Raw genomic sequence first — 23,422 nt, forward strand, 5'->3', positions numbered from 1 at the left:
CTTCGAAAGGACTTGAACCGCAAACACCTTGATCCGGAAGCTATCAGGCGAGGCTAACTGATTTAGAAAGCTTCAGGCCACTCCTGAGCCCCGTGTAATACGCGTAGGATGCGGATCTTAGTTCCGCTAACTGCGTATGCCGCGACGTAAGGCGTTCCGCTGATTACAAGCTCGCGCGTCCCGGCAATTCTGCCAAGCCGGCCACTTGCTGGAAAATCGATCAGGCGACGGACTGCAACGACGAGGCGTTCGTCAACCAAAACGGCGGCGGCCGGGTTCTCTGACTCGATAAACGTAAAAATTGCATCGCGATCCGATAAGGCAAACGCAGACCAAGTTAGTCTCAAGACGTCATACTCGCCGCCTTGTTGCGCGCAGCCTGCCGACGCTTTTCGAAATGAGCTTCGACTTCATCGTCGGAAATATCCGGTCTTGTATCATTGAGCGCCTCAAGCACCTTGGCGCGAAACCAGGTATCGTGAGCCTCGCTGCCTGAAAAAAGTTCAAGCGGCAACATGCCCTCATTGGCGGTCCTCGTAAGCAATATGCGAACCGCGTCTGACACCGTAAGTCCCATACCTTCCAGAACTAGGGACGCCCGGTCACGAACGTCAGCATCGATACGAGTTTGAACGAGCGCATTTGCAGCCATAACTATCTCCAGATTGGTATGGAATAGTAATGCAATTGAATTACAAAATCTAGCATTCGTTTTTTCGCCAATCTACTTTTTAAGTGCGATACCAAACTGCGACGACAGTTGCTCGGAAATATAAGCGACAGCAACTGCCTTCGCGATCTCGAAGGTGCCTCCTCCCGCCCTTCTCATAATAGCGTTGGTATGATCCCAAACATCTTTGCGTCGGACACTGTCTAGGAACTCATGGCCGCTCCAACTCAGTCCCCGAAAGCTTACTGAAATCGAAGGCTGCTTTTTGATCCTCAACGGCATAAGGAAACCTGCATCATCCAGTAGGTGCAGATGATAATGGATAACCTCGTCCCGGTACCCCTCAATTGCGACCTCAGGACTGCTGCCGGTCAACAATAGCCCGCCGGTGCCATCAATTTCTATGGCGTCCAACCTGAGCAGAAGCTCTCTGATCAGAACCATATCTCGCGTCGTAATTTCGTATCTCCTGCCAACAATTCGGAAGATAACACATCCGAACATTCACTTGAATGGAAGTCCCCTGAACGAACTACGCGCGCCAGACATATTGATGCGCGCATTTTTTGAGCGTTAATATCTCGTCAACCCAATTCCCTTAGCAAGCCGCCCCCGGGCTGGGCTGTAATCTGCAAGGGAAACCTGAATGAGCATAGATCAATCGGCAATCGTCTTTCGGCGCAAGATTTCCAGATTCTGCGAGATGAAGGTGGCAACGCGTACGGACGCAAAGCAATTTCGCGCGCTTTCACAATACATGATCGGTCTGATTGACGACCGGATGCCTCCTCCCATGCTCGGCAGGCATGTCAATTGGGAAGAAATCTCGTTGGCATGCGGTCTTGAGCAGATATCAGCAGAACTCAGGAGGGTCGGTCAGTACGGTTTCGATGCCATCTCACGGTGGTTCGCTGAAACCGGGCGAAGTCATAAAAGACCCTCGGCCACAGGCAAAGCAACAAAGACACGCAGCCGCGCAAAAAGCCTTTCGAATAAAAGCACGCCTGATGCGGCCAAAACCAGTTATCGATCAAAAACCGGTCCGAAGCCCAAGCCCATCGAAGAGTTCCCAGAACCACTCTTCGAGACTTACGACGAACCGGTATCTTTTCAGGCTGCTCTCCAATTCCATATCGACCGTTTCGGTGAGAGCTATTACCATTTGCATCGCGCCATATTCCGGGACGGTGATGCGCTTGAAGCAACAACCTTGCTGAGCTGGCTGAAAGGAACGAAAGTGCCACGGAGCGTGGCTAACTTGGAAATCCTCAATCGAATAGAGCGGCGGTACCGATTGCCAATCGGTTATTTCAAGGAGAAGCTTCCGCATCAGTCTCGCGCCGGGGTCGGATATGACGTTGGTGACGATATCTCGCCCGCAGAGCGTCGACGTCTCGCATGGCATCTGCCAGATGATTTCAACTTATTGCCGGAGGAAAAGCGTGCGGAAATCCTTGAATGGGTAAGGCGGGTTATTCTAACCGGTGCGACGGACTATCGTCGTTATCAGGCGCTGGCGACGAAACAACGTTATGCCATCCGCTTTCCTGGCGTAACCTACGGCGGTTCTCACAGACCGATGACGTCACCCCGTAAGGTGGTCGATGAATGTAAAGACGAGCTGGAAGACCCCGATATGCTTTCCGGGGTAATCGACGCACCTGTTCAACTCGCGCTCGAAATGGCTAATCTCATGTCGTTCAAGACCACTACCCTGACTGCAGTTGGCTTCAAACGCAATGGAGTATGGGGCGAGGAGACGGCATCTCAGAAGCTCGAACATCTCGGGTTGATGTTTGGTGCTCTTGCTGCGTCACCTGAGGGCGAAGTCGCTGGCAGAGGCGTGCCACTGAGCGCATTGACCTTCGGCCTCTTGGTTTTTCCGGGTGTCTGGGATTGGTATCTACACTGGCGTGAGCGGCGACGCGGCTTCTACACGGCCTGGGAAGCGGACATGCTCAGCATCTCGTTATCGCTCACCCGTGAGGAAACCGGTTGGATCAGGCAGCATCCTGAACTCATTGAGCGCGTGGTGCCGGTAAGTGGCTTGGTTACAAAGGAAGAGATTGCCTTCGCCCGACGTGATTGGCACGCTTGCTGCGATGCATTCCATTCCCATGCAAGAAACCGGATCAGGGAAATCCAGCGGGTCATGCGCGTCCATCGAGACCCGTTCGAGCCAATCATGTGCGTGCTTGAGGCACCGAGCCCTCTTGCCGAATACCGCAAGATCACAGACGAAATCCTTCTCCGTATGCCCGATAAAGACCGCTACCCGAGAGCTGCAGCAGAATCCGTACGCTCGTTTCTCATGCTACGGCTAGGGCTTCATCTTGGCCTGCGGCAAAAGAACCTGCGGCAACTGCTGTTTTGCCCACGCGGCCACTTCCCAACTTCTGAAAGACGACTTGAAGAAATGCGGCGTGGAGAAATTCGGTGGAACGACAGAGAGAATGGCTGGGAGGTATTGATCCCATCGGTCGCATTCAAGAATGCCAACTCGTCCTTCTTCGGATCGAAGCCATTCAGGCTGATCCTGCCTGATCTGCTTGACCTTTACCACTACATCAACGCCTACATCGAACGTCACCGAAAGATTCTACTCGGTCACGCTACCGATCCGGGGACGTTCTTCGTCAAGACCGTCAAGCTATCGAGCGCTGATGCTGCCTATAACCAGACCACGTTTTATGAGGCTTGGCGTCTCGTCATCCAACGCTACGGCATCTATAACCCCTACACCGGTCGTGGAGCGATCAGTGGCTTGCTGCCGCACGGCCCACACAATGTTCGGGACGTGTTGGCAACTCACATTCTGAAACTCACCGGCTCATATGAACAGGCGAGCTACGCCATTCAGGATACGCCGGAAATGGCTCAATAACATTATGGTCGTTTCTTGCCGCAAGACAAAGCAGCGCTGGCGGCAAAAATACTAAACCAGGTTTGGGAGGCGGCTTGAAGACAAGTTGCTGGCGATGCCGCAAACATCGCCAGCGTTTCCGTGATTAGATCCACTGATCCAGCGAGAACTGCTTTGCCGCTGATTGCACTGCGAGCTATGGATTCGAAACAGGCATGCACAAGGCTAGCTCTTGACAGGATTCGAACCCTCTGCCCCATAAGCTGGCGTATTCAACCAGAGCAGCCAAGCAACTGAAAGAAAAAGATTTTTATTTATCTTGACGCACCGATTACCGAATGACGGGTGAGGTCACTCTTGCTCCCTTTTCAGTCCTTCGAAGACAGACACCCAAACACAGGGCGATCGGGGAGCGCAACCGACGCCGACGCTGAAGCTCTGTGACCATGTTCCTTCCCGCCTTTCTTCGCCTCTTCTCTGAATCGGGTGGTGTCGGCCCACCCTGACTGCTATGAGCTTGCGAACAACTATCGGGGGCGGAGCGTTATGCCTGCGGCTCCTTCCGGACCGTAAGGTCCGCGCGAGCCAATTCGGGCAGGATACGAGTAAATCTGTTCAGAAAGTTCCCATATAATCGTTCTGGGGCTTCCTAAATCAGGCAACACGCTTAGAGTTAAGACCATGGCATCGGCACAACAGATCATAGGGCTCGTCAAGAGCCATGCTGAAGGCGACAAGGATCGTTTCTACGACCTTGCGATGCAGATGGCCGCCGCCGAATCCCAGAAGGGCCACAGCCGTCTTGCCGAACAGCTTCGCCAATGGGCAGAGGCAGGCGCCAGCGCGCCCGAGCAGAAGCGACCCAACCTGATGCCGCTTGCCGCACCGCGCGGCGAGCTGTCAGGCTTCCTCGGGGCCAGCTATCCGACGGCTCGGATGGCCGATGTGATCGTGCCGCCTGTTATCGAAGACGAACTTCGGCATCTGGTCGTTGAGATCCACCATGCCGAAAAACTCGAAGAGCGCGGCCTGCGGCCGCGGCGGCGGGTGCTGCTTGCCGGCCCACCCGGGACCGGCAAGACCTTGACGGCCGCGGCTCTCTCTGCCGAACTTCGCTATCCACTCTTTACCGTTCTTCTGCACGGGCTAATTACGAAGTTCATGGGCGAAACTGCCCAGAAGCTTCGCATGGTTTTCGACGCGATCAAGACGACGCGCGGCGTCTACCTTTTCGACGAAATCGATGCGCTGGCCTCAAGTCGCGGCAATGAGAACGATATTGGCGAGGCAAGACGCGTCCTGAACTCGTTCCTGCAGTTCCTGGACGAAGACACTGGTCCGTCGATCATCATCGCGACCACAAATCTTCCCGAACTGCTCGACCGCGCGGTTTTGCGCCGCTTCGATCTGGTCCTGTCTTACGATCTGCCTAACGAGGACGCGATCGAAAAGGCGATGCGCCGCCGGCTGCACGGCTTCGACGTCGGTGCGATCAATTGGAGTCAGATCACCGGCTGCGCCGATGGCCTGTCGACGGCCGACGTGATCGCGGCTGCTGAAGACGCGGCGCGCCGCGCTGTCATTCTCGATTCGGGCGCCGTCGAGACTTCAGCCGTGGTGGCATCGCTGGAGCGGAGGCGTTCGCTGCAAGGCATAGGAACAGAAAAGCATGGCTCGAGATCGGCGCCACTTCACACTGAGCGGAATCGGAAAAGCACGCCCGTTCGCAGCAAAAACCGGCGGATCGTCAAAACATCCGAGTGATGTCAACCACCGTGAGGCGCATGCACAGGCGCTGCTGACAGCACTCGACCACCTTCCAAATATTGCTGCGAACAATCTTCCGGGTGTCTATCTTGCGATCGAAGGCCGACCGCATGAGGTGATGGTCACAAAGAGCCTGAACGCCAGCGGGCTGACGCTTCTCAAAGTCGAAAAGCAGCCTGGCGCACCGGCGGAAGCAACGGTGTTCGCGACCGAAAAGGGGATCGAGAAGGGCCTGTCGCAAACATTTTCGGAGGGCGCGATTACCCCCTCTGCATCTTCATTTTCATGCTTTATTAACTTTTTGCAGCCCGAAGAGGCGCGCAAGCAAATCGTTCTGGTCGTTGACAGTCCAGCCGCCGGAAAAGCCAAAGCCTTTCCTCAACCACAGCATCGCCTCGAAACCCGCGATGGTTCGCCGCGCCGTGTTGAAGGATTGGAAGCCACCGATCTTTGGCATGTTCTTCTTTACCCGGAAATGGTCACTTTCGATGCCTTGCTGGAGGTGTTTGGTGACATAGTGGACGGGATCGGGATGTAGAAGCCCATCATCAACCGACGTTTTGATCGTTGACGGGAAGGTGTTGGCCCCATCCGTCCCAATCCTGTTCGGCGACAACAAGGGTTCATCTTTAAGCATCTTGCGGAAGAACCGCTTGGCCGCATCAAGATCACGCTTTGCCGACAGCAGGAAATCGACCGGGTTTCCTTGCTTGTCGATGGCTCGGTACAGATAGCGCCATTTACCGCGGATCTTGATGTAGGTCTCATCGATCCGGACCGAGCCGCAGTGGGGTCGCCGAAATTGCCGAAGCCGTTTCTCGATCATCGGCGCATAAGCCAATACCCAGCGGTTGACCGTGCTATGATCGACCTCGAAGCCCCGCTCCCGAAACATCTCTTCCAAGTCCCGATAGCTGAGCGGGTAGCGCAGGTACCAGGCAACCGCCTGTACAATCAGCCATGCCTCGAAATGCCTGCCTTTGAAATCAACCTTCGACTGGCGCTTCAGCTTCTCGGCAATGGTATTCAGAATCATGGCTCGCTCCAATTTTCGGAGCGGCAAATTTCATGCCTATGGTCAATATACCTTTAAGCCCGAAAATTTGCGACAGGCCCGAACGGTGTCCAAGCGGGCGATTGATCCGCAGTCGGTCAATGCAATACTCAAACAGCGAGCGGAGATGGCAGGGTTGGAGCCGGGGGAGTTTTCCGCTCATGGGCTAAGGTCTGGCTATCTGACCGAGGCTGCCAACCGTGGGATTCCGCTGCCGGAAGCGATGGAGCAATCTCGTCATCGCTCTGTTCAACAAGCATCCAGCTATTATAACAATGCCACGCGGCGGAGCGGTCGCGCAGCACGGATGCTTTGATGGGAAGCTTGGAGCCGGTAGGTAAAGCTGACTTCACGAATTCCGCGTGCAAAACTCGCAAATATGTTCGCTCTGATGAAAGGAAGCACAGTGCGTAATTTACTGCTGATGTCTTTGGCAACGCTGCTTTCGCAGATATTCTTTCCGAATTCGGGAATAGCCCAGGAACGCGTGATTGACGATGCCCCCCGCTTGGATGCCATTCATTTACAACGGACGACACTTAAAATGAAAGCGCCCGACGGTTTTTGCCGGGTAGATCCAGAATCCGAGCGCAGATGGTATGAGCTTACTTCGAGCAGCCTCACTGGCAAGCTGGTCGGTATGTGGACACTTTGTGAAGATCTTGAACGGATGCGTGGTGGCGAGACCATGGAACCTCGGCGATGGATAATGGCAATTCTGCAGCGAGCCCCTGATGGTGGTGAGGGTCCCATGGAGAATATCACACGCGCCTATGCCTTAGGACGGTGGGCTGAAGCGTTTAATAAAATGGACACGCCTGGCTCCGAAGCTGCAGTAAGCATTGAGCGGGCAAAGCAGAAGACTCGCCAATTTATCGCGCACGATCTTAAGATCGGGCAGAAGCAGATCATCGGTCCTGATGGTCTTGCAATCTATGTGGCTTGGGTGGCGTCTCTGACTGATATCGCCACTGGAGCGGAAACGCCTACTGCTACCGTGGGTGGCTGGTCGCTGGTTGAAGGCTATCGGATCGGCATTATGTCTTACGTCAACAATGGCCAAACTTCGGATTTGAATCCTTTGCTCCAACAAGTCCGTGATATCATCCGGTCGCTTGATGAGTTTTCAAAAACGCCAGATTGAGAACGGAGGTTACACAACTGCCGTATTTATTTTGGCTGAATGTCCGCCTGTGACTTCTTGCGGAAGCGGTGCGGCAGAAGCGTCGCACCGCTGGCGAAAACGTGGCGCCGCGTTCCCTTTCGACAGCTCCTCCAACTGCGACACCCTAGCTGCCGAAATTATTAACGTTTAAAATCCAACCGAGCTCTCCAATATCACGACCTCGATTCAGACACCATTCAAGCCAACCTTGCCGAAGAAAAACTTGACGCCGCGGCGTGGATCGGGATGGCCGACAAACGTCGGTATGTCATACAGCGTCAATGCCCGTAATCGTGTAAATCTTATGTGCAACGATACCATGTCGTTCACCGCTCAAAACAGTACAACGGTGCATAGCGGCGGAGAGCTCCATCTTACCTGCGCAAAAGCCAATGTCCTTATGCGTGAAGACGACATGGTAGCAATCAACGGTAGTAACTGTTTCTTGATTTCGATGAGATTGAAATCAATGGAGATCAGCGCGTCGTAATCAGCGGCGGAAAGATCGACCTCAATTGACTATGCAGAAAATGAAAACTCTTGCTGCAGCTTGCGCGGCACTCACGGCCGCCACTTCGTCTTCAAACGCGCTAACCTGTGAAGTAGATCCGGCGAAATTCGAATTCACTTCAGATAGTCCCTCTACCTTCAATATTGGAATGAGAGAGGACGTCGATAAGGCGTATGACGCGCTCTCTAACTCTATTGAATCCTTAGAGAGCTATCAGAAATCCCAGATATTTTATTCCAACGGCTATGAGCGTATCACTCAATACGAGTGCAGCGAGGATAAGTGCCGTTCTTCTGAAATTTTGCAAGATTTACAGAAATGCAATGCTGGCGAAATGAGCAAAGCCGACGCATGCTATCCCTTGGCAGTGGTGTATCACAAAAAGCTTTATTGTCTGCTGTTCCCAAGACAAACAAATTTCGATCCGTCCAAGCCTTTCATTCAATACATTCCCTTCAAAATCAACCAAGGCGTCCAATGAGTAACGCTTCTTGCGATTAGCCATACAGAAATGACCCCGTCAACGTGAAAAATAACAAGGCGTTATCGCGCGTATCGGCATAGAGACCCCCTGCCGATTCATAACCTCCGATGCCCGTTCGACACCGGATTTCGAGTATGGCAGAGCTGGATTTCAGCTATAAACACCGTTTGAACAGGTAGGCGATCAGACGGAGAACGTTGGGACAGTCCGAAACGAAGGTGGCCGATCCGCGCTGAACTCGGTATACCGCGTAGACGCTTTATCGATTTGTCGAACCGAAAGGTGAGTTGCGAGCAGATGGCGAACGCCTGAACGCCAAGACGAGCAAGAAATAGGAGCTTCTAATATCAGTCTTCAGTGTTGCTCAATTTTCGATGCAGCGCGAGAGCGTCTGGACTGCGAAGAGCGGGTTCGTCGCCATTCTCGACAGCCAGCACCATGCGGATCCGCTCTTCTTCTGCCAGCCGTCTGGCTTCGTCGTAACCATATCTGCCAACGTTGAACGTCCGGGTGAGCGCTTTGCGGCGTCTCTTTGTTGCAGGGTCACTTTCGTGGCCCTCAACCTGCAACTCAATCCGGGCGATCCATGCGCCTTTTTTATAATGATTTCCGGGCTGTACGTAATAGACTCCAGGCAGATTGCTTCCCTCGGAGCGGTTCTTGCGAACCTGCATGCGCATGTCGCTGTTCGTCAGAGGCGAAACAACGCTCAAAACAGCATCTCGGTAAGCCTTTGCGACGGTCAGCGCCTGCTCATTCCCGCCATAGGTGCCGTCACTGAATGTCATCTGAAACGTCTTGCCGCCACGGGAAAAGTTAACGTGCCAGGCATTCTGGCCGTGACGGTTCGCATCGACTCGGTTGATCGCGTACATGGCCTTGTTATGGCATGTGATTAGACGATCAGCATTTGCGGTCAATGGTCGGCTTTGTGGTTCAGATTTGTCCATTTTCGCAGCTAGTCGAACTTTATCCAAGTGACCCCTTCGACAATCTCGCCGCCGTGGGCACACTTATCATTTAAGCGCGCAACCTTTTTTCCCTCAATGAAAGCCAAAGCAGAGCCTTCTGCTATTTGGTCGTCTGTCGGAATACCAGTACAGACACACACGTCACCGACCGTGGCAATTGCTACACCATTCACGGTTACAAAGCTTTGCTGTGTTGCCGTGATTGGTCCGCCCTGATGATTATGAACGGGACACTTATGTTGGTGACCTTTAAGAGATACTGGTTGGGGCATTATATTGACCTCTCACATGTCTTCCTTGTCGATCCACTCGATATTATTTCTGACAAAGTAAAAAAGTGGTATGAATGTGATAAGGTGCAAAAAGTACCAATTAAAGGTATAGGTTCCTGCGAAGTACGAATATAAAAATGATATCGCTGCGGACAATGGTATGAAAATCATAAAGCCCGTCCGGTGAGTTAATTTGAAAAATTTCTTCCTCATGTCACATTTCCCAGTATTTTTTTACATCATCTGGATCGATTTGCGAGCCGAAAACCTTCTTATATTGCTCGTTGGTCATGTCCCCCTTTTGGAAACGATCCCTCAAAATGTTTTTTATTTCCTCCATTTGCTCGAGACCTCCATGATAGGCGAGATTTCCGCCAACGATGATAACAGCGCCAACCCAAGGTGCTGCGCTTGCAGCTCTCTGTCCGATACGCCCTACAATTGCCTCCTGAATTGCGCCTTTTCCTACGAGCCTTTCGGCAGTTTTTTTCGCGGCCTCCTTAACACTGCCTTTTTTGATCATCTCCGCAGCTCCGGCTGCTGCTGCGCCTCCGGCACTCCCATAGCCCACTTTGTTCAGAAAATTTACTGTGCGCTCAATATCTAAATACTGTTCAACGAGCACATCTGTGGATTTATTTAGATTCTGATACCAGGCTGGAAGTTCCTGCATCATGATAACGTGAGTGCCCAGGCGTCCGACAAAATTTGAGTTGGAAGCGAAGTGACCCTGGGTATTCGCCAGGATTTGATTTCCATAATTGTGCCGATCATTTTTATTTTTTATGAGCGGCATCGCGTAAAGGTAGCTAAGCAAGGCTAGAGCTGCCTCTGGACTTGCTTCGCAATCAGAAAGCGGTATTTTAAAAACTGCACAGAGGTTTTTCAAACGCCCTTGCGAAGGTCCGTCCATTTCAAGCTCCTACTTTTTCTCGAAATTGACCTTGGCCGACCTGATATTAACTTCAGTATCTGCGTCAATATTGATCGTCTTACCTGAAATATTAATGGTGCCATCATTGAGCATCTCAATGCGACTGTCGCCACAAATCAATATGTACTTTTCTCCCACCATTTCTGTTCGGTACTTCTCTACATAGGCATCCTGGCTCCCACCAACCTTCAGAGTGTAATTACCTGCCACTCTCACTGAATGGTTCTTGGCAACCGCTATGTCGAAGTTATTTTCGACATGATGCTGGGCAGAACCCCTTACAATTACATTGTGGCCGCCGTCTGAAATTATATTAAGATCGCCTGGAGACGCATCACTAGCGAACATACCTTCGATATCGAGTGAATATGCAGACGAAGAAAGCATGTTGACAGTAGACCCGACGGCATTTGGGGAAAGAGCTGTAACGCCAGAAGGACCAGTGTAAATGGTCAATGAGCCTGTAGTTGAGCGTATTTCATCTCCCACCACCTCACTCAACTTGTTATTCATAACCATCTCGGCCGAATTCCGCATCACGATTTTGGATTCATGGTGACGGACAAGGGTATTAAGATCTTTCTGTGCTATTACTCTGATCTCTTCCTGATCAGTTGCATCCTCAAATCTTAACTCATTAAAACCATTACCTTTATATGTCTGCGTTTTAAATACTGAGCGCGTCTTATGGGCAGGAAGCTCGTAAGGCACGCCGTTGGCCGGGTTGGGCACGACACCTGTCACCAACGGACGGTCTGGGTCGCCATCGACAAAGGCGACCATGACTTCCATGCCCACTCGCGGTATGATCTGCCCGCCCCAAGTCGAGCCAGCCCAACTTTGCGCGACACGCACCCAGCATGTATCGGTTCCATCCTTCTTGGCCTTGCGGTCCCATGGGAACCATAGCTTTATGCGGCCGTATTGGTCAGGATGAATTTCTTCGCCCTTTGGCCCCGCGACAATGGCGACCTGAGTGCCCTCGATCTTCGGGCGCTTGGTCGTACGATGCGGGGTGAGGGGTACGCGGGCTGGAATAGCCTCGAAGGCGTTGCGGTATTCCGGTTCGTTGCTGTTGGTCTCATAGGAGCGATCCACGATAGTGTGGCTCGCCCGGATAATTACATGTTCTTCGTATTCGTGCTCAGGGTGGGCTTCCTCGTAGGGTTTGAAGCGGCGACCGGCTTCAAGAATGCGCGAAGTGGAGGCACCAAAGACGCGGTCGTGGTCGGCTTCGATGGATTGTGCCCGCAGCTTCTGGGCACGCTCTGCCTCTTCCACTGTCTTGATGCGGGCCGGGTATTCGTAAAGCTCGCGCTTGGTCGCGTCAGGCATCTGTACCAGCGATGGCGTCATCGTGCCCGGCACCATGCCGGGCGTCTCGAAATTCCAGTCGGCCCCAGCGCGCTGGCCCGGCACATAGGAAAAGCGACGGGCCCAGTCGTTAATGTGGTTGCGATCCGACGACCCCTGTGCCAGTCTCACTCTGCCTTCGCCCTGAGCGGAAAGCGATGGCCCAAGCCAACTAAAAGAATTATCGGCCATGTTAAGCTTGTGGGAGCCGTCCTCGTGGCTGAACCAGTAGAAAATCCCATCTTCCTCGAGCCGTCTGAGAAGATAGGATAAATCATCTTCGTTCCATTGTACGCTATAGCCCTGGACAGGGGGTAGTTTGATGATGCCCGAAGTATCCGGGGCTGGTATGCCGTGTTCGGAAAATAGCGTGTCAGCAATCTCCACCGAGTTCTTATCCATCCAGATACGGCAATCGGAACGGCGGGATAGCAACCACATCTGGGGGCGGATTGTCATGGCATAGGAGCGCAGGCCACGGGTAATCGGTGGTCCCTCGTGTAGGTCGGTGACCAGACCGTTGAACGGGCGGCGCACTCCGCTTCCATCCTCGCCATCCCCCTGTTGCACCTCAACCGAGACATCGATCAGACGGCCGATCAGTTCTTCCGGCTTCACGGATTCCTTCTTGGCACGGACATTCAGTTGTATCTCAAACAGTTGCGATACGCCTTCGTTGATGATCATCCGCTCGGGCAACAACTGGTCTTCGCCGAGCGGCGACTTGACCTTCAAAACACGGCTAGCTTGTATAAAATCGGCGGACGAAGGCTGGTCGGTCATGGGGAACCCCGGTGATCGGATGGGACAAATATCAATCAGCTGTCAAAATCTCAAACGAATGCAATCAATCATTGTGGCAAAAGCATGGAAGTACGCAAAAAGTTCCGCTATAACTTGTGAAATCGCTATTCATGTTCAATACCAAGCGTAAGTCTGAAGATCTTGGCCTGCGAAACATAGCAGGATGGAGCAACCAGCTACCGTATATCTGTGCCCCTTATAATGGTCAGGGGCCAGAATGCTCCATCGTCTTTACGCGTGAACCGGCTTCAATGGCGCTCCCCTCTTCCGATCTACTTATTTTCAGGCATCTCCGCCGCAGATGGCCACCAGATCGCGCTGGACGCTGGTTACGAGCCGATGCCCATTCCACGTCATTCTTTGAATCTGGTGGGGCTGCATTTGGCCTTTAAAAGACGTTTGCAACTCGTCATTTTCTCACACATGATTTATCTGTACAAAGCACCTGAAAAGCGCGTGAGAAAACCATGGCAAAACGACAGGCCGCCAATCCGAGGACGGCGCCCAACCGTCTTATCGGCTATGCACGCGTCTCGACCGACGATCAGGTTCATGATGCGCAGATGGACGAGTTGCGTGCCGCCGGCTGCGAGCGGATTTTTCAGGAACACGGATCCCGTGCATCACGGGCCAGACCGGTTCTGACGAGACTGCTGGGCGAGCTCGCTGCCGGCGACGTGCTTGTCGTTGTCCGGCTGGATCGCCTTGCCCGATCGGTCAGCCATCTGTTGCAGGTGATCGAGGACCTTGAAGAACGCGGCGTTCATTTCCGATCGATCCGCGATCCGATCGATACCTCCACCCCACAGGGCATGTTTTCTCTTCAGGTCCTCGGAGCTGTCGCGCAGCTCGAACGGGCTTTGATCGCCGAACGAACCAGAGCTGGGATCAAGGCGGCGAAGGCCCGTGGCAAACTGCCGGGCAACCCCGGGGCTGCGAGAGCGGCGACCAGGGGTGTTGAGTTCAAGGTTTACCCTGGGGACCAAACAACGTGTCAGCCTGTGGCGTCTTTTTCAAAGCAGAATAGGTCTGGACTATGACGAACCTCTTCCTGCCGTTGTAGCATGAATGTGCAAAAGCTCGTCATAAGCGGTTGGATTGCTGGCGAGGACAGGGCTGCCGAGCATCAGGTTTTCCCCGTCGCAAGGAAACGGCATGTACTGCCCACCCGCTTGCTTGACTAGGCAGAACCCCGCCATGCAATCCCAGGCCCGCATGTGCGGCTCGTAATAACCGACCAGACGGCCAGCCGCGACATAGGCCAGCATCAGCGCGCCGGAACCGTTACGAATGAAATTCCCGCCGATGAATAGCAGCGAGGCTATGATGGCACCCACCCGGTCCGGCGTCACGTAATTATTGCTGCCAATGCCCGTCAGCGCATTTTGAATGTTGCGTGCGGGATCAAGCCGAAGCGGCTTGCCATTGAGGGTCGCACCGAAGCCTTCGGCAGAGGCGTATAGTTCGTCTTCACACGGCACCTTGATGACGCCGACGACGGGAATGCCGTCATGAAGGACGGCGATGGACACGCACCATGTCGGCATGCCGTTGACGAAAGGTGCCGTGCCGTCGATGGGGTCCACGACCCAGGTAAAGCCAGATTGTCCCTCGGTGTAACCGAACTCCTCGCCTAAAAAACCGTCTTCGGGCAGCGCTTCGGCCACGTGTTCGCGCAACAGTGTCTCGACGTTTCGGTCTGCGATGGAAACCACGTCGTGAAGATCGCGCTTGGTTTCGATCACAAGCGTGTCGCGCCTGTTAAAATAGTCAAGCGCCATCGCGCTAGCTTTTTCCGCCAGAGTCTTCGCGAGGGAAAAGCGCAGTTCGATGGCGCTTTCATGTGTCGTCATTGTCATGTCCTTTGATTGCAAGTTCGGCGTTTCAGCCGTTGATCAGCGCGATACCACGATTTTTAAATCCCAGCGTGACATCGCTCGCCGCAGGCAGGTTTGCTTCCATCGCGTGGTCTATGATGAAGAGTGTGCCGACCCCAGTCTCAACCTCATATTCAATGTGACCGCCGAGATAGGCGCTATGCAAGACCCGTCCTGCCAGCCCCTTGCCGCCCGCCGCGCCGATGGTGATGGAGCCGGGTCTGACGGCAAGTTTCGCAGAACCGGGCTTTGCCCCACGGCCTTTGACGGAGTAATCGACGCCCGCCACGCGAATGAGTGCCTGCTCACCTTCGATGCCGATGACCTCGCAGGGAATGACGTTCGCCTCTCCCATAAAGTCGGCGATAAAGTGCGATGCAGGGGCTTCGTAAAGCTCGCGCGGAGCGCCTGACTGAGCGATTTCCCCATCCTTCATGACAACGATGCGGTCAGAAACGGCCAAGGCCTCATCCTGATCATGGGTGACGTAAACTGCCGTGAAACCAAGGCGCTGCTGCAATTCACGGATTTCGGTGCGGACGCGACGGCGCAGGCGTGCATCGAGATTGGACAGCGGTTCGTCCAGCAGAAGGACCTGCGGTTCGAGCACAAGTGCACGGGCAACCGCGACACGCTGCTGCTGTCCGCCGGACAGTTCTGCTGGAAGTCGTTGGCCCATGCCTGAGAGGCCTACGAGTTTCAGCCCTTCCTCCGCCTTTTCGCGGGCGTCGTTTTTGCGAAGACCTGAAGACTGCAAGCCATAGGCGACATTGTCGAGGGCCGTCATGTGCGGAAAAAGGGCATAGGACTGGAACACCATGGACACGTCACGCTCATTCGCCGGTAACATCGTCACATCCGTATCGCCGATCAGAATGCGGCCAGAGGTTGGATGCTCGAGCCCCGCCAGCATGCGAAGCGTCGTGGTCTTGCCGCAGCCGGAAGGCCCGAGCAAGGTCACGAGTGTTCCCGGTTCTATGGTAAGGGACAGGTCGGGGATGGCCGTAAAGGCACCGAATGTCTTGCGAACGTTTTGAAAGGTAACGGAGCCGGGTTTTACCTTGATCATGCGGCTTTCTCCTGAACGAGAGGAACGTTAGGTGCCGTGGTGACACCGGCGACGCGGTTTTCGCGTCTCAGGCGCCGTTCCCCGACAATGAGCTGGAAGCCCGTGATAATGGTGATCATCACCACGATGAGCATGGACGAGTAAGCGATCGCCACACCATATTCTCCGTTTTCGACAAGGCCGACGATATAGGATGTGGCCATGTTGTATTCCGCGCTGACGAGGAAAATAACGGCACTGATCGACGTGATTGCCCTGACGAATGAGTAGACGAGGGCGGCCGTTATTGCTGGACGGAGAAGCGGCAGGATGACCTTGCGGATGGTGCGAAAACTGTCCGCCCGCAACGTCAGCGATGCCTCGTCGAGACTTTTGTCGAGCTGGCTCATGGCCGCAATGCCGCCGCGCACGCCGACGGGCATGTTACGGAAAACGAAGCAGGCGATGAGGATCAGGGCCGACCCCGTCATCTCGATGGGCGGAAGGTTGAACGCCATGATGTAGCTGACACCGATAACCGTGCCGGGAATGGCAAAGCTCATCATCAGCGCGAACTCGAAAATGTTCTTACCGGTAAATTTCTGGCGCACGATGATATAGGCTGTCAGCAGCCCGACAGCAGCCGTCAGCGGGGCTGAGATCAGCGCGATTTTCATGGTCGTCCAGAACGAATTCCAGGCGACGCCAGTCCAGGCAATGCTGCCATTATTGAAGCCGACGGAGAAAGCCCTGATGTAGTGGTCCAGCGTCAGGGAGTTGTCGAGACCCCATGTTTTGACGAAGCCACCGATCAGGATCATGCCGTAGACGACGATGGTAAACAGCATCCACGGCACGACAGCGGCATGCACGCCGATGGAAAGGCCACGTGGCAGGGCAATATGCGCACCGCTGTCACCCTTGCCAGTGACCGTCGCGAAATTCTTCCCGGACAGCCAGAAACGCTGCGCCAGAAAGGCGGAAAGCGTAAAGCAGAGCAGAACCATGGCAAGAACAGCCGCACGGGATGGATCGTTCTGGGAGCCGACGACCGCAAAGAAAATTTCGGTCGAAAGGACGCCATGGCTACCGCCGAGCACGAGCGGGTTGCCGAAATCGGCCATGCTTTCGATGAAGCCAATCAGGAATGCATTGGCAAGGCCGGGTTTCATCAGGGGTAGCGAGACGCGCCAGAAGGTACGCCAACGATCTGCACGCAGTGTCTGCGATGCTTCTTCCATCGATGGGCTGACACCTTCAACGACACCGATGAGAACGAGGAAGGAAATGGGCGTGAATGACAGGACCTGCGCAATCCAGATGCCGGTCAAGCCATAGAGCCATCGTCCTGGCTCGATGTCGAACAGGCTCGAAAGCCCTTCGGTAACGACTCCCGCACGACCGAACAGCAATGTAAGCGCAAGGCCAATCACGAATGGTGGCGTGATGATCGGCAAGACGGTGAGAAGACGCAGACCTTTCTTGAAGGGAAAACGCGTGCGTGTTGCCACAAGTGCGAAGCCAAGGCCAAGCAAGGTCGAGGCGGATGCCGTCATCAGCGCGAGTGCAAGGGTGCGCCATGCCACACCGCATCGTTCTTCGCCCGGGACGCAGCCGAGGCTCCAGATGCCGGGGTCTTGCAGGTTTCGAATGACGCCATCAGGGTTGAAGGAGCCGTCGAGGTCCTGAACCGAGGCGGTGAACATGCTGCCAATGGGATAGAAAACGAAGATCGCGACAAGAAATATTAGCAGCGATATGGAGGCCACGATGAAGGCATCGCCTTTCATGACGCCCCGTTCCGCCAGACCGAAGGCGAAGAGCAGCACGAAAACGACTGCCATGACGACGGCACCTGCGCCCATGGAGGGCTGGCCGTTGGCCAGTTGTCCGAAGAGCGTCTCGCTGACTGTCCAGGTCCAGCCCGTAAAGCCGATGGCAAGGCCCTGAAGAGAGAGAAACAACAACCCCACCATGCCGATGATCGACATGAGCCGACCGCGTTTCATCGGTTCCTGTATGGTTCTTGCCAGGCACGCCGCCAGAAACATGGCGACGACACCGATCAGCCAGAGCTTGCCATGCGAGGCGATCTGCAAGAAAGCCGGTGCCGAGGTTTCGGATGACAAGAAATCCGACAGCCAGCCAAAGCCGAAAAAGCCGCGTTCAATCCTGTACCAGGGCAGAAGAATGAGGGCCGCTGCCCCGAGTGCAAGGACGATGTCCAGCCTGCGATTGCCACGTCTCATGGCTTACCTCGCTTGTTTCAAGATAGAAAATTAGGATGCAACGGGCACCGGAGAAATGGACCGGCGGTGCAGAGCCCCACCGGTCCAGGCACAGAAGGGATCAGTTAGCGACGGCGCCAACCTCGCGGTCCCAGCGCTCCAGCAACGCCTTGCGCTTGACCGGGTCGCCGTAGGTTTTGAAGTCGTAGTCGATCAGCTTGATGTCCTCGAACTTCGGTGCTTCCTTCGGCACTTCAGCCTGCTTGTTGGATGGCAGCTGGAAGGACTTGGCATCCTTCATTCTGGACTGCACATCAGGCTTCAGCGCCCAATCGTACCAGACCTTGGCATTTTCCAGATTGCGGGCACCCTTGATGATGGACATGGAGCCGATTTCGTAGCCCGTGCCTTCGCAAGGCGCGATGGACTTGATGGGGAAGCCTTCGGCGGTCTGGGCCACGGCGTCATGCATGAAGACGATGCCCAGTGCTGTCTCGCCGCGGGCTGCGGCCTTTACCGGCGCTGAGCCCGATTTGGTATATTGCGAAATATTGGCATTCAGCTTCTTGAGATAGTCGATGGCCTGATCTTCGCCCATGATCTGCACGAGTGACGCCAGTGCGGTGTAGGCCGTGCCGGATGAGTTGGGGTTGGCAATCTGGATTTCGCCCTTCAGTTCCGGGGCAAGAAGATCGGCCCAGCACAGTGGCTCCTTGTAGCCCTTGTCTTTGAAGATCGTAGTGTTGTAGCCCCAGCCCAGCGCACCGGCGTAAACGCCAACTGTCCGGTAACCTGTGCTTTCCGCCTGCTTCTTGGCCCAGTCCTGCAACTTGTCGAGCATGGGCGATTTGTATTCCATGGTCAGGTTTTCGGATGCCGCCTGCACATGCGGATCGCCAGTACCGGCCCACCATAGATCGGTCTTGGGATTGCGGGCTTCGGCACGAATTTTTGCGTAGGTCTCGCCGGAAGACAGGCGCACCATATTGACCTTGATGTCGTGGGACTTTTCAAAATCCCCCTTCATCTGTTCGCAAATGACCACATCTGCCGAGCAGATGAGGTTGAGTTCACCTGCTGCCTGCGCGGAAACCGCCCCGAGGGATGTCCCGGCAAAAAGTAGAATGAAAAGAGCTGAAAGTCGCATGCGTTATCCTCCTGTTGCTTGCGATGGATATGAATGAAAAAGGCGCAGTTTTGCCTGCGCGGCATGGGCTTCCATGCCGCCTTTGGGTAGTTGTTTCGAAAATCGTGCTGTCTATTACTGCGTGGCAGTCACTTCCGCATCGAACCGCCTGAGAAGCCGACTTCGTTCGCCCGGTTGGCCGAAGGTGGCAAAGTCATAATCGACCATCTTGATCAGGGATATGTCGGGTGCCGCAGGCGGAAGCGGTGCCTTGGCATTCGAGGGGACCTGGTTCTGGCCCGCTGCGGCACCCGTCGCCTGTCCCTCGGGGCTCAACGCAAATTCCACGAAGCTTTGCGCCGCCTCGATATTCGTCGTGCCCTTGATGATGCTGACGGCACCGATTTCGTAGCCTGTACCCTCGCAGGGAGCGACGATTACCAGCGGAAAGCCTTCTTCCTTCTGGGTCACCGCATCGTGCATGAAGGAGATGCCAATCAAGGTCTCGCCTTTGGCCGCAGCCTTGACCGGCGCTGAGCCGGATTTGGTGTATTCTACGACATTGCGGTTCAGCGCACCGATATAGCGAAAGGCGTCGTCCTCTCCGAAAAGCTGAACCAGTGTCGCGAGCATGGTAAAGGCGGTGCCAGACGAGTTTGGATTGCCCGCCTGAATAAGACCCCTATAGGCATTATCGGAAAGATCTTTCCAGCAGGTGGGTGCCGTAAGCCCTTTCTGCGCAAGAACCTGCGCATTATAGGCAAAACCCAAGGCGCCTGCGTAAATGCCGGATGAGTGCTGCCCGGACATTTTGAAGAAATTCTGCGCCCAGGGCAAAATGTCGGTCTGATGTTTCGGCACGTAAACGTCAAGCAGACCTTCCGACGCTGCCTGAAGGTGGGTGTCACCGGTGCCACCCCACCAGACATCTATGGTCGGCGCTGATTTTTCCGACCTGATCTGGTCGAGGATTTCGCCCGTGCTCTTGCGGGTGATGGAAATAGGAATGCCCGTTTTGGCTTCGAAGGATTGCCTCATCTGAATGCACCAGGCTTCGTCCGCGCCGCACAACACGTTGAGGCCGGTGTCGGCCACGCCGGGTGCTACGGCGCAAAGCCATGCCGTCATTCCCGCCGCAATCGCCAACAATGCTTTCAATAGAGCCTCCCTCTTGGAACTTCCCCGTTCCAATCTCCGAAGTCAGCATGTCAGATTTGCCTGTCGGCGCAATCGAAGAATGGTTACCAATTTTGCACCGCAGTGCCGAAGAACATTACATTTATTACATATATGTCGAGGCACATCATCAGCTAGTCTTTGAACATGGACAGGCAAAATCGTATGGTGTCACCGGGAGGACGACACATTGCTGAACCAGAAGGTGCGAATTCTGATCGTTGAGGACGATCCAGATATGGCGGAGCTGATCTCCGATCTCGTGGAGGCGGAGGACTGGATACCGATCTGTGCCGGGTCAGCGGAAGAGGCGTCGGCAATATTGGCGCGGGAACAGGTTCATCTCGTGCTGGTCGATCATAATCTGCCCGGTACGTCTGGCCGGACATTTGCCCAGCGCCTGCGGCTTCAATCCGATATTGGTATCGTCATGGTCACCGCCGCTGGAAGTGCGGCTGACCGTGTTCTGGGGCTGGAAACTGCGGCAGATGATTACGTGGTCAAACCCTTCGAGCCGATCGAACTCACGGCGCGCATGAAGGCGGTTCTGCGCCGGACCATCCCGGCACTGAAGCATGACAAGGAGACCGATAAGGATCATGCGCGGTCTTCGCTGCGGCTTGGAGACTGGGCGGTCGATCTCGATGGACGGCAGGCGACGTGCCTCACAGACCGCAGCCGCACGCTGACGACAGCGGAATTCGCACTGCTGGAAATCCTTGCCGCCACACCCAATCAACCTGTCAGCCGAGCCCAGATTCTGGATCGGCTCGGGACCGAGAGTGAGCGCTATATCGACCGCAACGTCGATGTGCTTGTGCTGCGTCTGAGAAGAAAGATCGAGCTCAATCCCGACCTGCCTCGGCACATAAAAACGCGGCGCGGCAAAGGTTATGTGTTGCACACAGATGAGTCAGAGCTTTTATCGTGATCAGTCGCTCGTTCCTCTCGTCCATCGCTTTCCGCCTGCCATTTGCCATCGTCTTCATCTGCTGTCTGGTGTTCAGCCTGTCGGCAACGGCAATCTACGGCTTGCAGCGCGCGCGCAACGAAATGGCGGCTTATGGGCTGCAAGCCTTTTCCAGCCTTGCGAAAGCATCGCTGATTTCACGGCAGGTTTCCGATCTGGTATCGAGCGCGCCGTTTCTGATGAACGCCGCATCGCCATACCGTGTGTCCAGCGAAAGCCGCGCTGTCGTTGCGCAGGTCGATGGGCTGTTGAGCATGATCGGCCGTGATGGGCAGGACCCTGTCATCCGGGGTTTTGCAAGCGGTCAGATCGTGGAACTGCTCAACCTTATCCACACCCAGACTCAAGAACTGGCACGGGATGCGGATGCAGCGCAGGATCACAAAGCCAAGGCCGCCGCAGCGTTGGGTGAGATCGCCACTGGCGAAGGTGTGGAAGACGCCGCACTGAGGCGCCAGTTGAACGGCATCGTGCAGGCGGCGGCGACATCAGATAGTCTTTTCCAATTGGGTGAACTTCGCCGACGCTACGTTTCAGAAACCGAGATGCGGCAGAACAGGGCAGCCCCGGATCTCAGGGTTTCGTCCGGGCAACTTTTACCCTACGAGCGGGTTTTCGAAGCGCAGACCAACTACCTCCTGGGGATGTTTGCCATTCGCGCATCGGTGTCGAAGCTCCATGATGTCTCGCGTGACCTTTCACATGCGACCGAATCCCAGAGCGATACCGTAGCACAAGGGTTGAATGACGACCTGCTTTCGACATCAAATGCGCTTTACCGGCTACTGATCACCGTTGCCCTGGCCTCGCTGCTGGTTCTCGTCGTGGCTGTGTTCTCTATTCACTCCGTCATGCGTGTATCGCGCGGCATCGTCTCCCTCTCTAAGGGCATGAACGCCCTCGCCAAAGGCGACAAGAATGTCGGTCCGCCGTCCTATCGCGGCAACGAGACGGAGCTCATCAGGCTTCTGGATGCGTTTAAGGCTTTTAACGATAGCGTGGAGCGTGTCACGCGCTTGCGTCGCACCGCTGAAGCTGCGGCACGGACGATCCGGTCGACGTTTCGCAACATGAATGAGGGTATCGCGCTTTTCGACGCCGCAGGGCACCCGATCACGATGAACCGTCGTGTGATCGACCTCATCGGAAAATCTGCCGCATCGAGGAAGTCGCCACTCCGAAAATTCGCGCAGGCCATTCCTGAAATCGATCCAGACCTGTTGCCATGCCATGCCCACTCCGGGACGTTGCAGGAGCGGGCAGTTGTCCGCCACCGCGCAGAGGACCAGCAGGTCATCGAGATCTCGCTGTCACGTCAGCCAGACAGGGGTATCGTGCTTCTGGCGCGGGATGTGACCGCCATGGACCGTCAGGAAGCTGAGGCGTCCAAGGCGCAGCGGCTCGATGGCATCATGCGCATGACGCATCAGGTCAGTCATGAGGTCGGCAACATGATCGGCATTATCACGGGCAGTCTTGGCCTGCTGGAGCGGGAAGCTGGCTTCAACGACCGTCAAAAACGCCACCTTGCGCGCATCCGCAAGGCGGCAGACCGTGGGCGTGCGCTTGCCAGCAGCATGCTCTCCGTCGGCAGTCAGCATCCTATTCACCCCGGTTCGATGGATGTTGCCAACCTGTTGCGGACGATGGCGGATATTCTGGAAATCGCCGTCGGGGCGAAATGCCACGTCAGGCTCGACCTTGAGGAGGGCCTGCCCAAAATCGCCCTGGACCCGGCGCTTTTCGAACAATCCATCCTCAACCTCTGTCTCAATTCAGCAGCAGCGATGCCGCAGGGTGGGTCGATCGTCATTCGCGCCAGACGAACAGAAAATCTATTACTGATACAGGTGGATGACGACGGAGCAGGCATGACGCCGGGGGTGATGGACAAGGCGTTCGAGCCCTATTTTACAACCCGCGGCGATCAGGGCGGAGCGGGTCTTGGCCTTGCCATGGTCTATGGTTTCGTTCGCCAAAGCGGTGGAGAGGCGCAGATATTTTCAAGGCTTGGCGCGGGAACGACTGTACAATTATCTTTCCCTCTAAAAGCAGATGCCACGTGATATTATCTCTTACAGTTACAGTGCGAAGCAAAGACAAAACCGTGGTGATAACAGGCTTCAGCAACCGACCGACTAGCGAGCCA

At 55.0% G+C, this 23,422-nt stretch carries 18 protein-coding genes and 3 pseudogenes; 8 read left to right on the forward strand and 13 right to left on the reverse strand.

The annotated features are described in order from the left end of the window. Nucleotides 1-62 precede the first annotated feature (62 nt). The 3 genes from ASF69_RS04735 to ASF69_RS04745 all read right to left on the reverse strand — a co-directional run bounded on the left by ASF69_RS04735 (nt 63) and on the right by ASF69_RS04745 (nt 1,114). The gene (locus ASF69_RS04735) at nt 63-347 is read right to left on the reverse strand and encodes a type II toxin-antitoxin system mRNA interferase toxin, RelE/StbE family (RefSeq protein WP_062585867.1); all 285 of its coding nucleotides are present in this window, start codon (nt 345-347) and stop codon (nt 63-65) included. Beyond that, nucleotides 344-652 (reverse strand): type II toxin-antitoxin system RelB/DinJ family antitoxin, encoded by a 309-nt coding sequence (locus ASF69_RS04740; protein ID WP_062585869.1) that lies wholly within the window; start codon nt 650-652, stop codon nt 344-346. The genes ASF69_RS04735 and ASF69_RS04740 overlap by 4 nt, the downstream gene beginning before the upstream one ends. A gap of 72 nt (nt 653-724) precedes the next feature. Next, entirely contained in the window at nt 725-1,114 is a 390-nt protein-coding gene (locus ASF69_RS04745; RefSeq protein ID WP_062585871.1) for a DUF2513 domain-containing protein, read from the reverse strand. A gap of 202 nt (nt 1,115-1,316) precedes the next feature. Between ASF69_RS04745 and ASF69_RS23235 the strand changes: the two are divergent. Together ASF69_RS23235 and ASF69_RS04755 are read left to right on the forward strand one after the other, a co-directional pair. After that, nucleotides 1,317-3,632: pseudogene (locus ASF69_RS23235) on the forward strand (hypothetical protein). A 582-nt stretch (nt 3,633-4,214) separates the two neighbouring features. Continuing rightward, nucleotides 4,215-5,297, forward strand: a complete 1,083-nt coding sequence (locus ASF69_RS04755) for an ATP-binding protein (RefSeq protein ID WP_062585873.1) — start codon at nt 4,215-4,217, stop codon at nt 5,295-5,297. A 286-nt stretch (nt 5,298-5,583) separates the two neighbouring features. Here ASF69_RS04755 and ASF69_RS04765 read toward each other — a convergent pair whose 3' ends face one another. Further along, complete coding sequence (locus ASF69_RS04765) at nt 5,584-6,336, reverse strand: IS6 family transposase (RefSeq protein ID WP_062585876.1); 753 nt, start codon at nt 6,334-6,336, stop codon at nt 5,584-5,586. An 82-nt stretch (nt 6,337-6,418) separates the two neighbouring features. Between ASF69_RS04765 and ASF69_RS04770 the strand changes: the two are divergent. The 3 genes and pseudogenes from ASF69_RS04770 to ASF69_RS04780 form a co-directional block, all read left to right on the forward strand. After that, a pseudogene (locus ASF69_RS04770) lies at nt 6,419-6,670 on the forward strand (tyrosine-type recombinase/integrase); the annotation flags it as partial. Between the two features lie 90 nt (nt 6,671-6,760). After that, nucleotides 6,761-7,498 (forward strand): hypothetical protein, encoded by a 738-nt coding sequence (locus ASF69_RS04775; protein WP_156461991.1) that lies wholly within the window; start codon nt 6,761-6,763, stop codon nt 7,496-7,498. Between the two features lie 536 nt (nt 7,499-8,034). Beyond that, nucleotides 8,035-8,511, forward strand: coding sequence for a hypothetical protein (locus tag ASF69_RS04780; RefSeq protein ID WP_156461992.1), 477 nt, complete (start codon nt 8,035-8,037; stop codon nt 8,509-8,511). A gap of 350 nt (nt 8,512-8,861) precedes the next feature. Here ASF69_RS04780 and ASF69_RS04785 read toward each other — a convergent pair whose 3' ends face one another. The 4 genes from ASF69_RS04785 to tssI all read right to left on the reverse strand — a co-directional run bounded on the left by ASF69_RS04785 (nt 8,862) and on the right by tssI (nt 12,827). Further along, on the reverse strand, nt 8,862-9,302 hold the full coding sequence (locus ASF69_RS04785; RefSeq protein WP_244475397.1) for an AP2/ERF family transcription factor: 441 nt from the start codon (nt 9,300-9,302) through the stop codon (nt 8,862-8,864). Between the two features lie 170 nt (nt 9,303-9,472). Further along, entirely contained in the window at nt 9,473-9,757 is a 285-nt protein-coding gene (locus ASF69_RS04790) for a PAAR domain-containing protein (protein ID WP_062585887.1), read from the reverse strand. Nucleotides 9,758-9,971: 214 nt separating this feature from the next. Further along, on the reverse strand, nt 9,972-10,670 hold the full coding sequence (locus ASF69_RS04800; RefSeq protein ID WP_062585890.1) for a hypothetical protein: 699 nt from the start codon (nt 10,668-10,670) through the stop codon (nt 9,972-9,974). A 9-nt stretch (nt 10,671-10,679) separates the two neighbouring features. Next, complete coding sequence (tssI, locus tag ASF69_RS04805; RefSeq protein ID WP_062585892.1) at nt 10,680-12,827, reverse strand: type VI secretion system tip protein TssI/VgrG; 2,148 nt, start codon at nt 12,825-12,827, stop codon at nt 10,680-10,682. Nucleotides 12,828-13,315: 488 nt separating this feature from the next. Here tssI and ASF69_RS04810 point away from each other — a divergent pair. Continuing rightward, nucleotides 13,316-13,799 (forward strand): annotated as a pseudogene (locus tag ASF69_RS04810) (recombinase family protein); the annotation flags it as partial. Nucleotides 13,800-13,882: 83 nt separating this feature from the next. On the opposite strand, the gene ASF69_RS04815 reads toward ASF69_RS04810, so the two are convergent. From ASF69_RS04815 to ASF69_RS04835, 5 genes are all read right to left on the reverse strand, one after another. Beyond that, the gene (locus ASF69_RS04815) at nt 13,883-14,701 is read right to left on the reverse strand and encodes an inositol monophosphatase (protein WP_062586254.1); all 819 of its coding nucleotides are present in this window, start codon (nt 14,699-14,701) and stop codon (nt 13,883-13,885) included. Nucleotides 14,702-14,732: 31 nt separating this feature from the next. Next, on the reverse strand, nt 14,733-15,794 hold the full coding sequence (locus ASF69_RS04820; RefSeq protein WP_062585894.1) for an ABC transporter ATP-binding protein: 1,062 nt from the start codon (nt 15,792-15,794) through the stop codon (nt 14,733-14,735). Further along, a complete protein-coding gene (locus ASF69_RS04825; protein ID WP_062585895.1) occupies nt 15,791-18,022 on the reverse strand; it encodes an iron ABC transporter permease in 2,232 nt (743 codons plus the stop codon). The genes ASF69_RS04820 and ASF69_RS04825 overlap by 4 nt, the downstream gene beginning before the upstream one ends. 100 nt (nt 18,023-18,122) lie before the next feature. Further along, nucleotides 18,123-19,148, reverse strand: a complete 1,026-nt coding sequence (locus ASF69_RS04830; RefSeq protein ID WP_062585898.1) for an ABC transporter substrate-binding protein — start codon at nt 19,146-19,148, stop codon at nt 18,123-18,125. Nucleotides 19,149-19,262: 114 nt separating this feature from the next. Beyond that, nucleotides 19,263-20,255 carry an ABC transporter substrate-binding protein gene (locus tag ASF69_RS04835; RefSeq protein WP_062586256.1) on the reverse strand — a complete coding sequence of 331 codons (993 nt, stop codon included), beginning with the start codon at nt 20,253-20,255 and terminating at the stop codon, nt 19,263-19,265. A 238-nt stretch (nt 20,256-20,493) separates the two neighbouring features. Between ASF69_RS04835 and ASF69_RS04840 the strand changes: the two genes are divergently transcribed. Both ASF69_RS04840 and ASF69_RS04845 read left to right on the forward strand, forming a co-directional pair. Further along, complete coding sequence (locus tag ASF69_RS04840) at nt 20,494-21,234, forward strand: response regulator transcription factor (protein ID WP_062585900.1); 741 nt, start codon at nt 20,494-20,496, stop codon at nt 21,232-21,234. Beyond that, nucleotides 21,231-23,339: an ATP-binding protein gene (locus ASF69_RS04845; RefSeq protein ID WP_062585902.1), complete on the forward strand. Its 2,109-nt coding sequence runs from the start codon at nt 21,231-21,233 to the stop codon at nt 23,337-23,339. Before ASF69_RS04840 ends, ASF69_RS04845 begins: the two co-directional genes overlap by 4 nt. The last annotated feature ends 83 nt before the right edge of the window (nt 23,340-23,422 follow it).

The organism is Rhizobium sp. Leaf311, from assembly GCF_001423445.1.
Classification (GTDB): Bacteria; Pseudomonadota; Alphaproteobacteria; order Rhizobiales; family Rhizobiaceae; genus Agrobacterium.

Bases quoted from the DNA above. Each gene is read 5' to 3' on its own strand.
- ASF69_RS04740 (WP_062585869.1), bottom strand. From the start codon at position 652: ATGGCTGCAAATGCGCTCGTTCAAACTCGTATCGATGCTGACGTTCGT.
- ASF69_RS04745 (WP_062585871.1), bottom strand. From the start codon at position 1,114: ATGGTTCTGATCAGAGAGCTTCTGCTCAGGTTGGACGCCATAGAAATT.
- ASF69_RS04755 (WP_062585873.1), top strand. From the start codon at position 4,215: ATGGCATCGGCACAACAGATCATAGGGCTCGTCAAGAGCCATGCTGAA.
- ASF69_RS04765 (WP_062585876.1), bottom strand. From the start codon at position 6,336: ATGATTCTGAATACCATTGCCGAGAAGCTGAAGCGCCAGTCGAAGGTT.
- ASF69_RS04785 (WP_244475397.1), bottom strand. From the start codon at position 9,302: ATGACATTCAGTGACGGCACCTATGGCGGGAATGAGCAGGCGCTGACC.
- ASF69_RS04790 (WP_062585887.1), bottom strand. From the start codon at position 9,757: ATGCCCCAACCAGTATCTCTTAAAGGTCACCAACATAAGTGTCCCGTT.
- ASF69_RS04800 (WP_062585890.1), bottom strand. From the start codon at position 10,670: ATGGACGGACCTTCGCAAGGGCGTTTGAAAAACCTCTGTGCAGTTTTT.
- tssI (WP_062585892.1), bottom strand. From the start codon at position 12,827: ATGACCGACCAGCCTTCGTCCGCCGATTTTATACAAGCTAGCCGTGTT.
- ASF69_RS04815 (WP_062586254.1), bottom strand. From the start codon at position 14,701: ATGACGACACATGAAAGCGCCATCGAACTGCGCTTTTCCCTCGCGAAG.
- ASF69_RS04820 (WP_062585894.1), bottom strand. From the start codon at position 15,794: ATGATCAAGGTAAAACCCGGCTCCGTTACCTTTCAAAACGTTCGCAAG.
- ASF69_RS04825 (WP_062585895.1), bottom strand. From the start codon at position 18,022: ATGAGACGTGGCAATCGCAGGCTGGACATCGTCCTTGCACTCGGGGCA.
- ASF69_RS04830 (WP_062585898.1), bottom strand. From the start codon at position 19,148: ATGCGACTTTCAGCTCTTTTCATTCTACTTTTTGCCGGGACATCCCTC.
- ASF69_RS04835 (WP_062586256.1), bottom strand. From the start codon at position 20,255: ATGACGGCATGGCTTTGCGCCGTAGCACCCGGCGTGGCCGACACCGGC.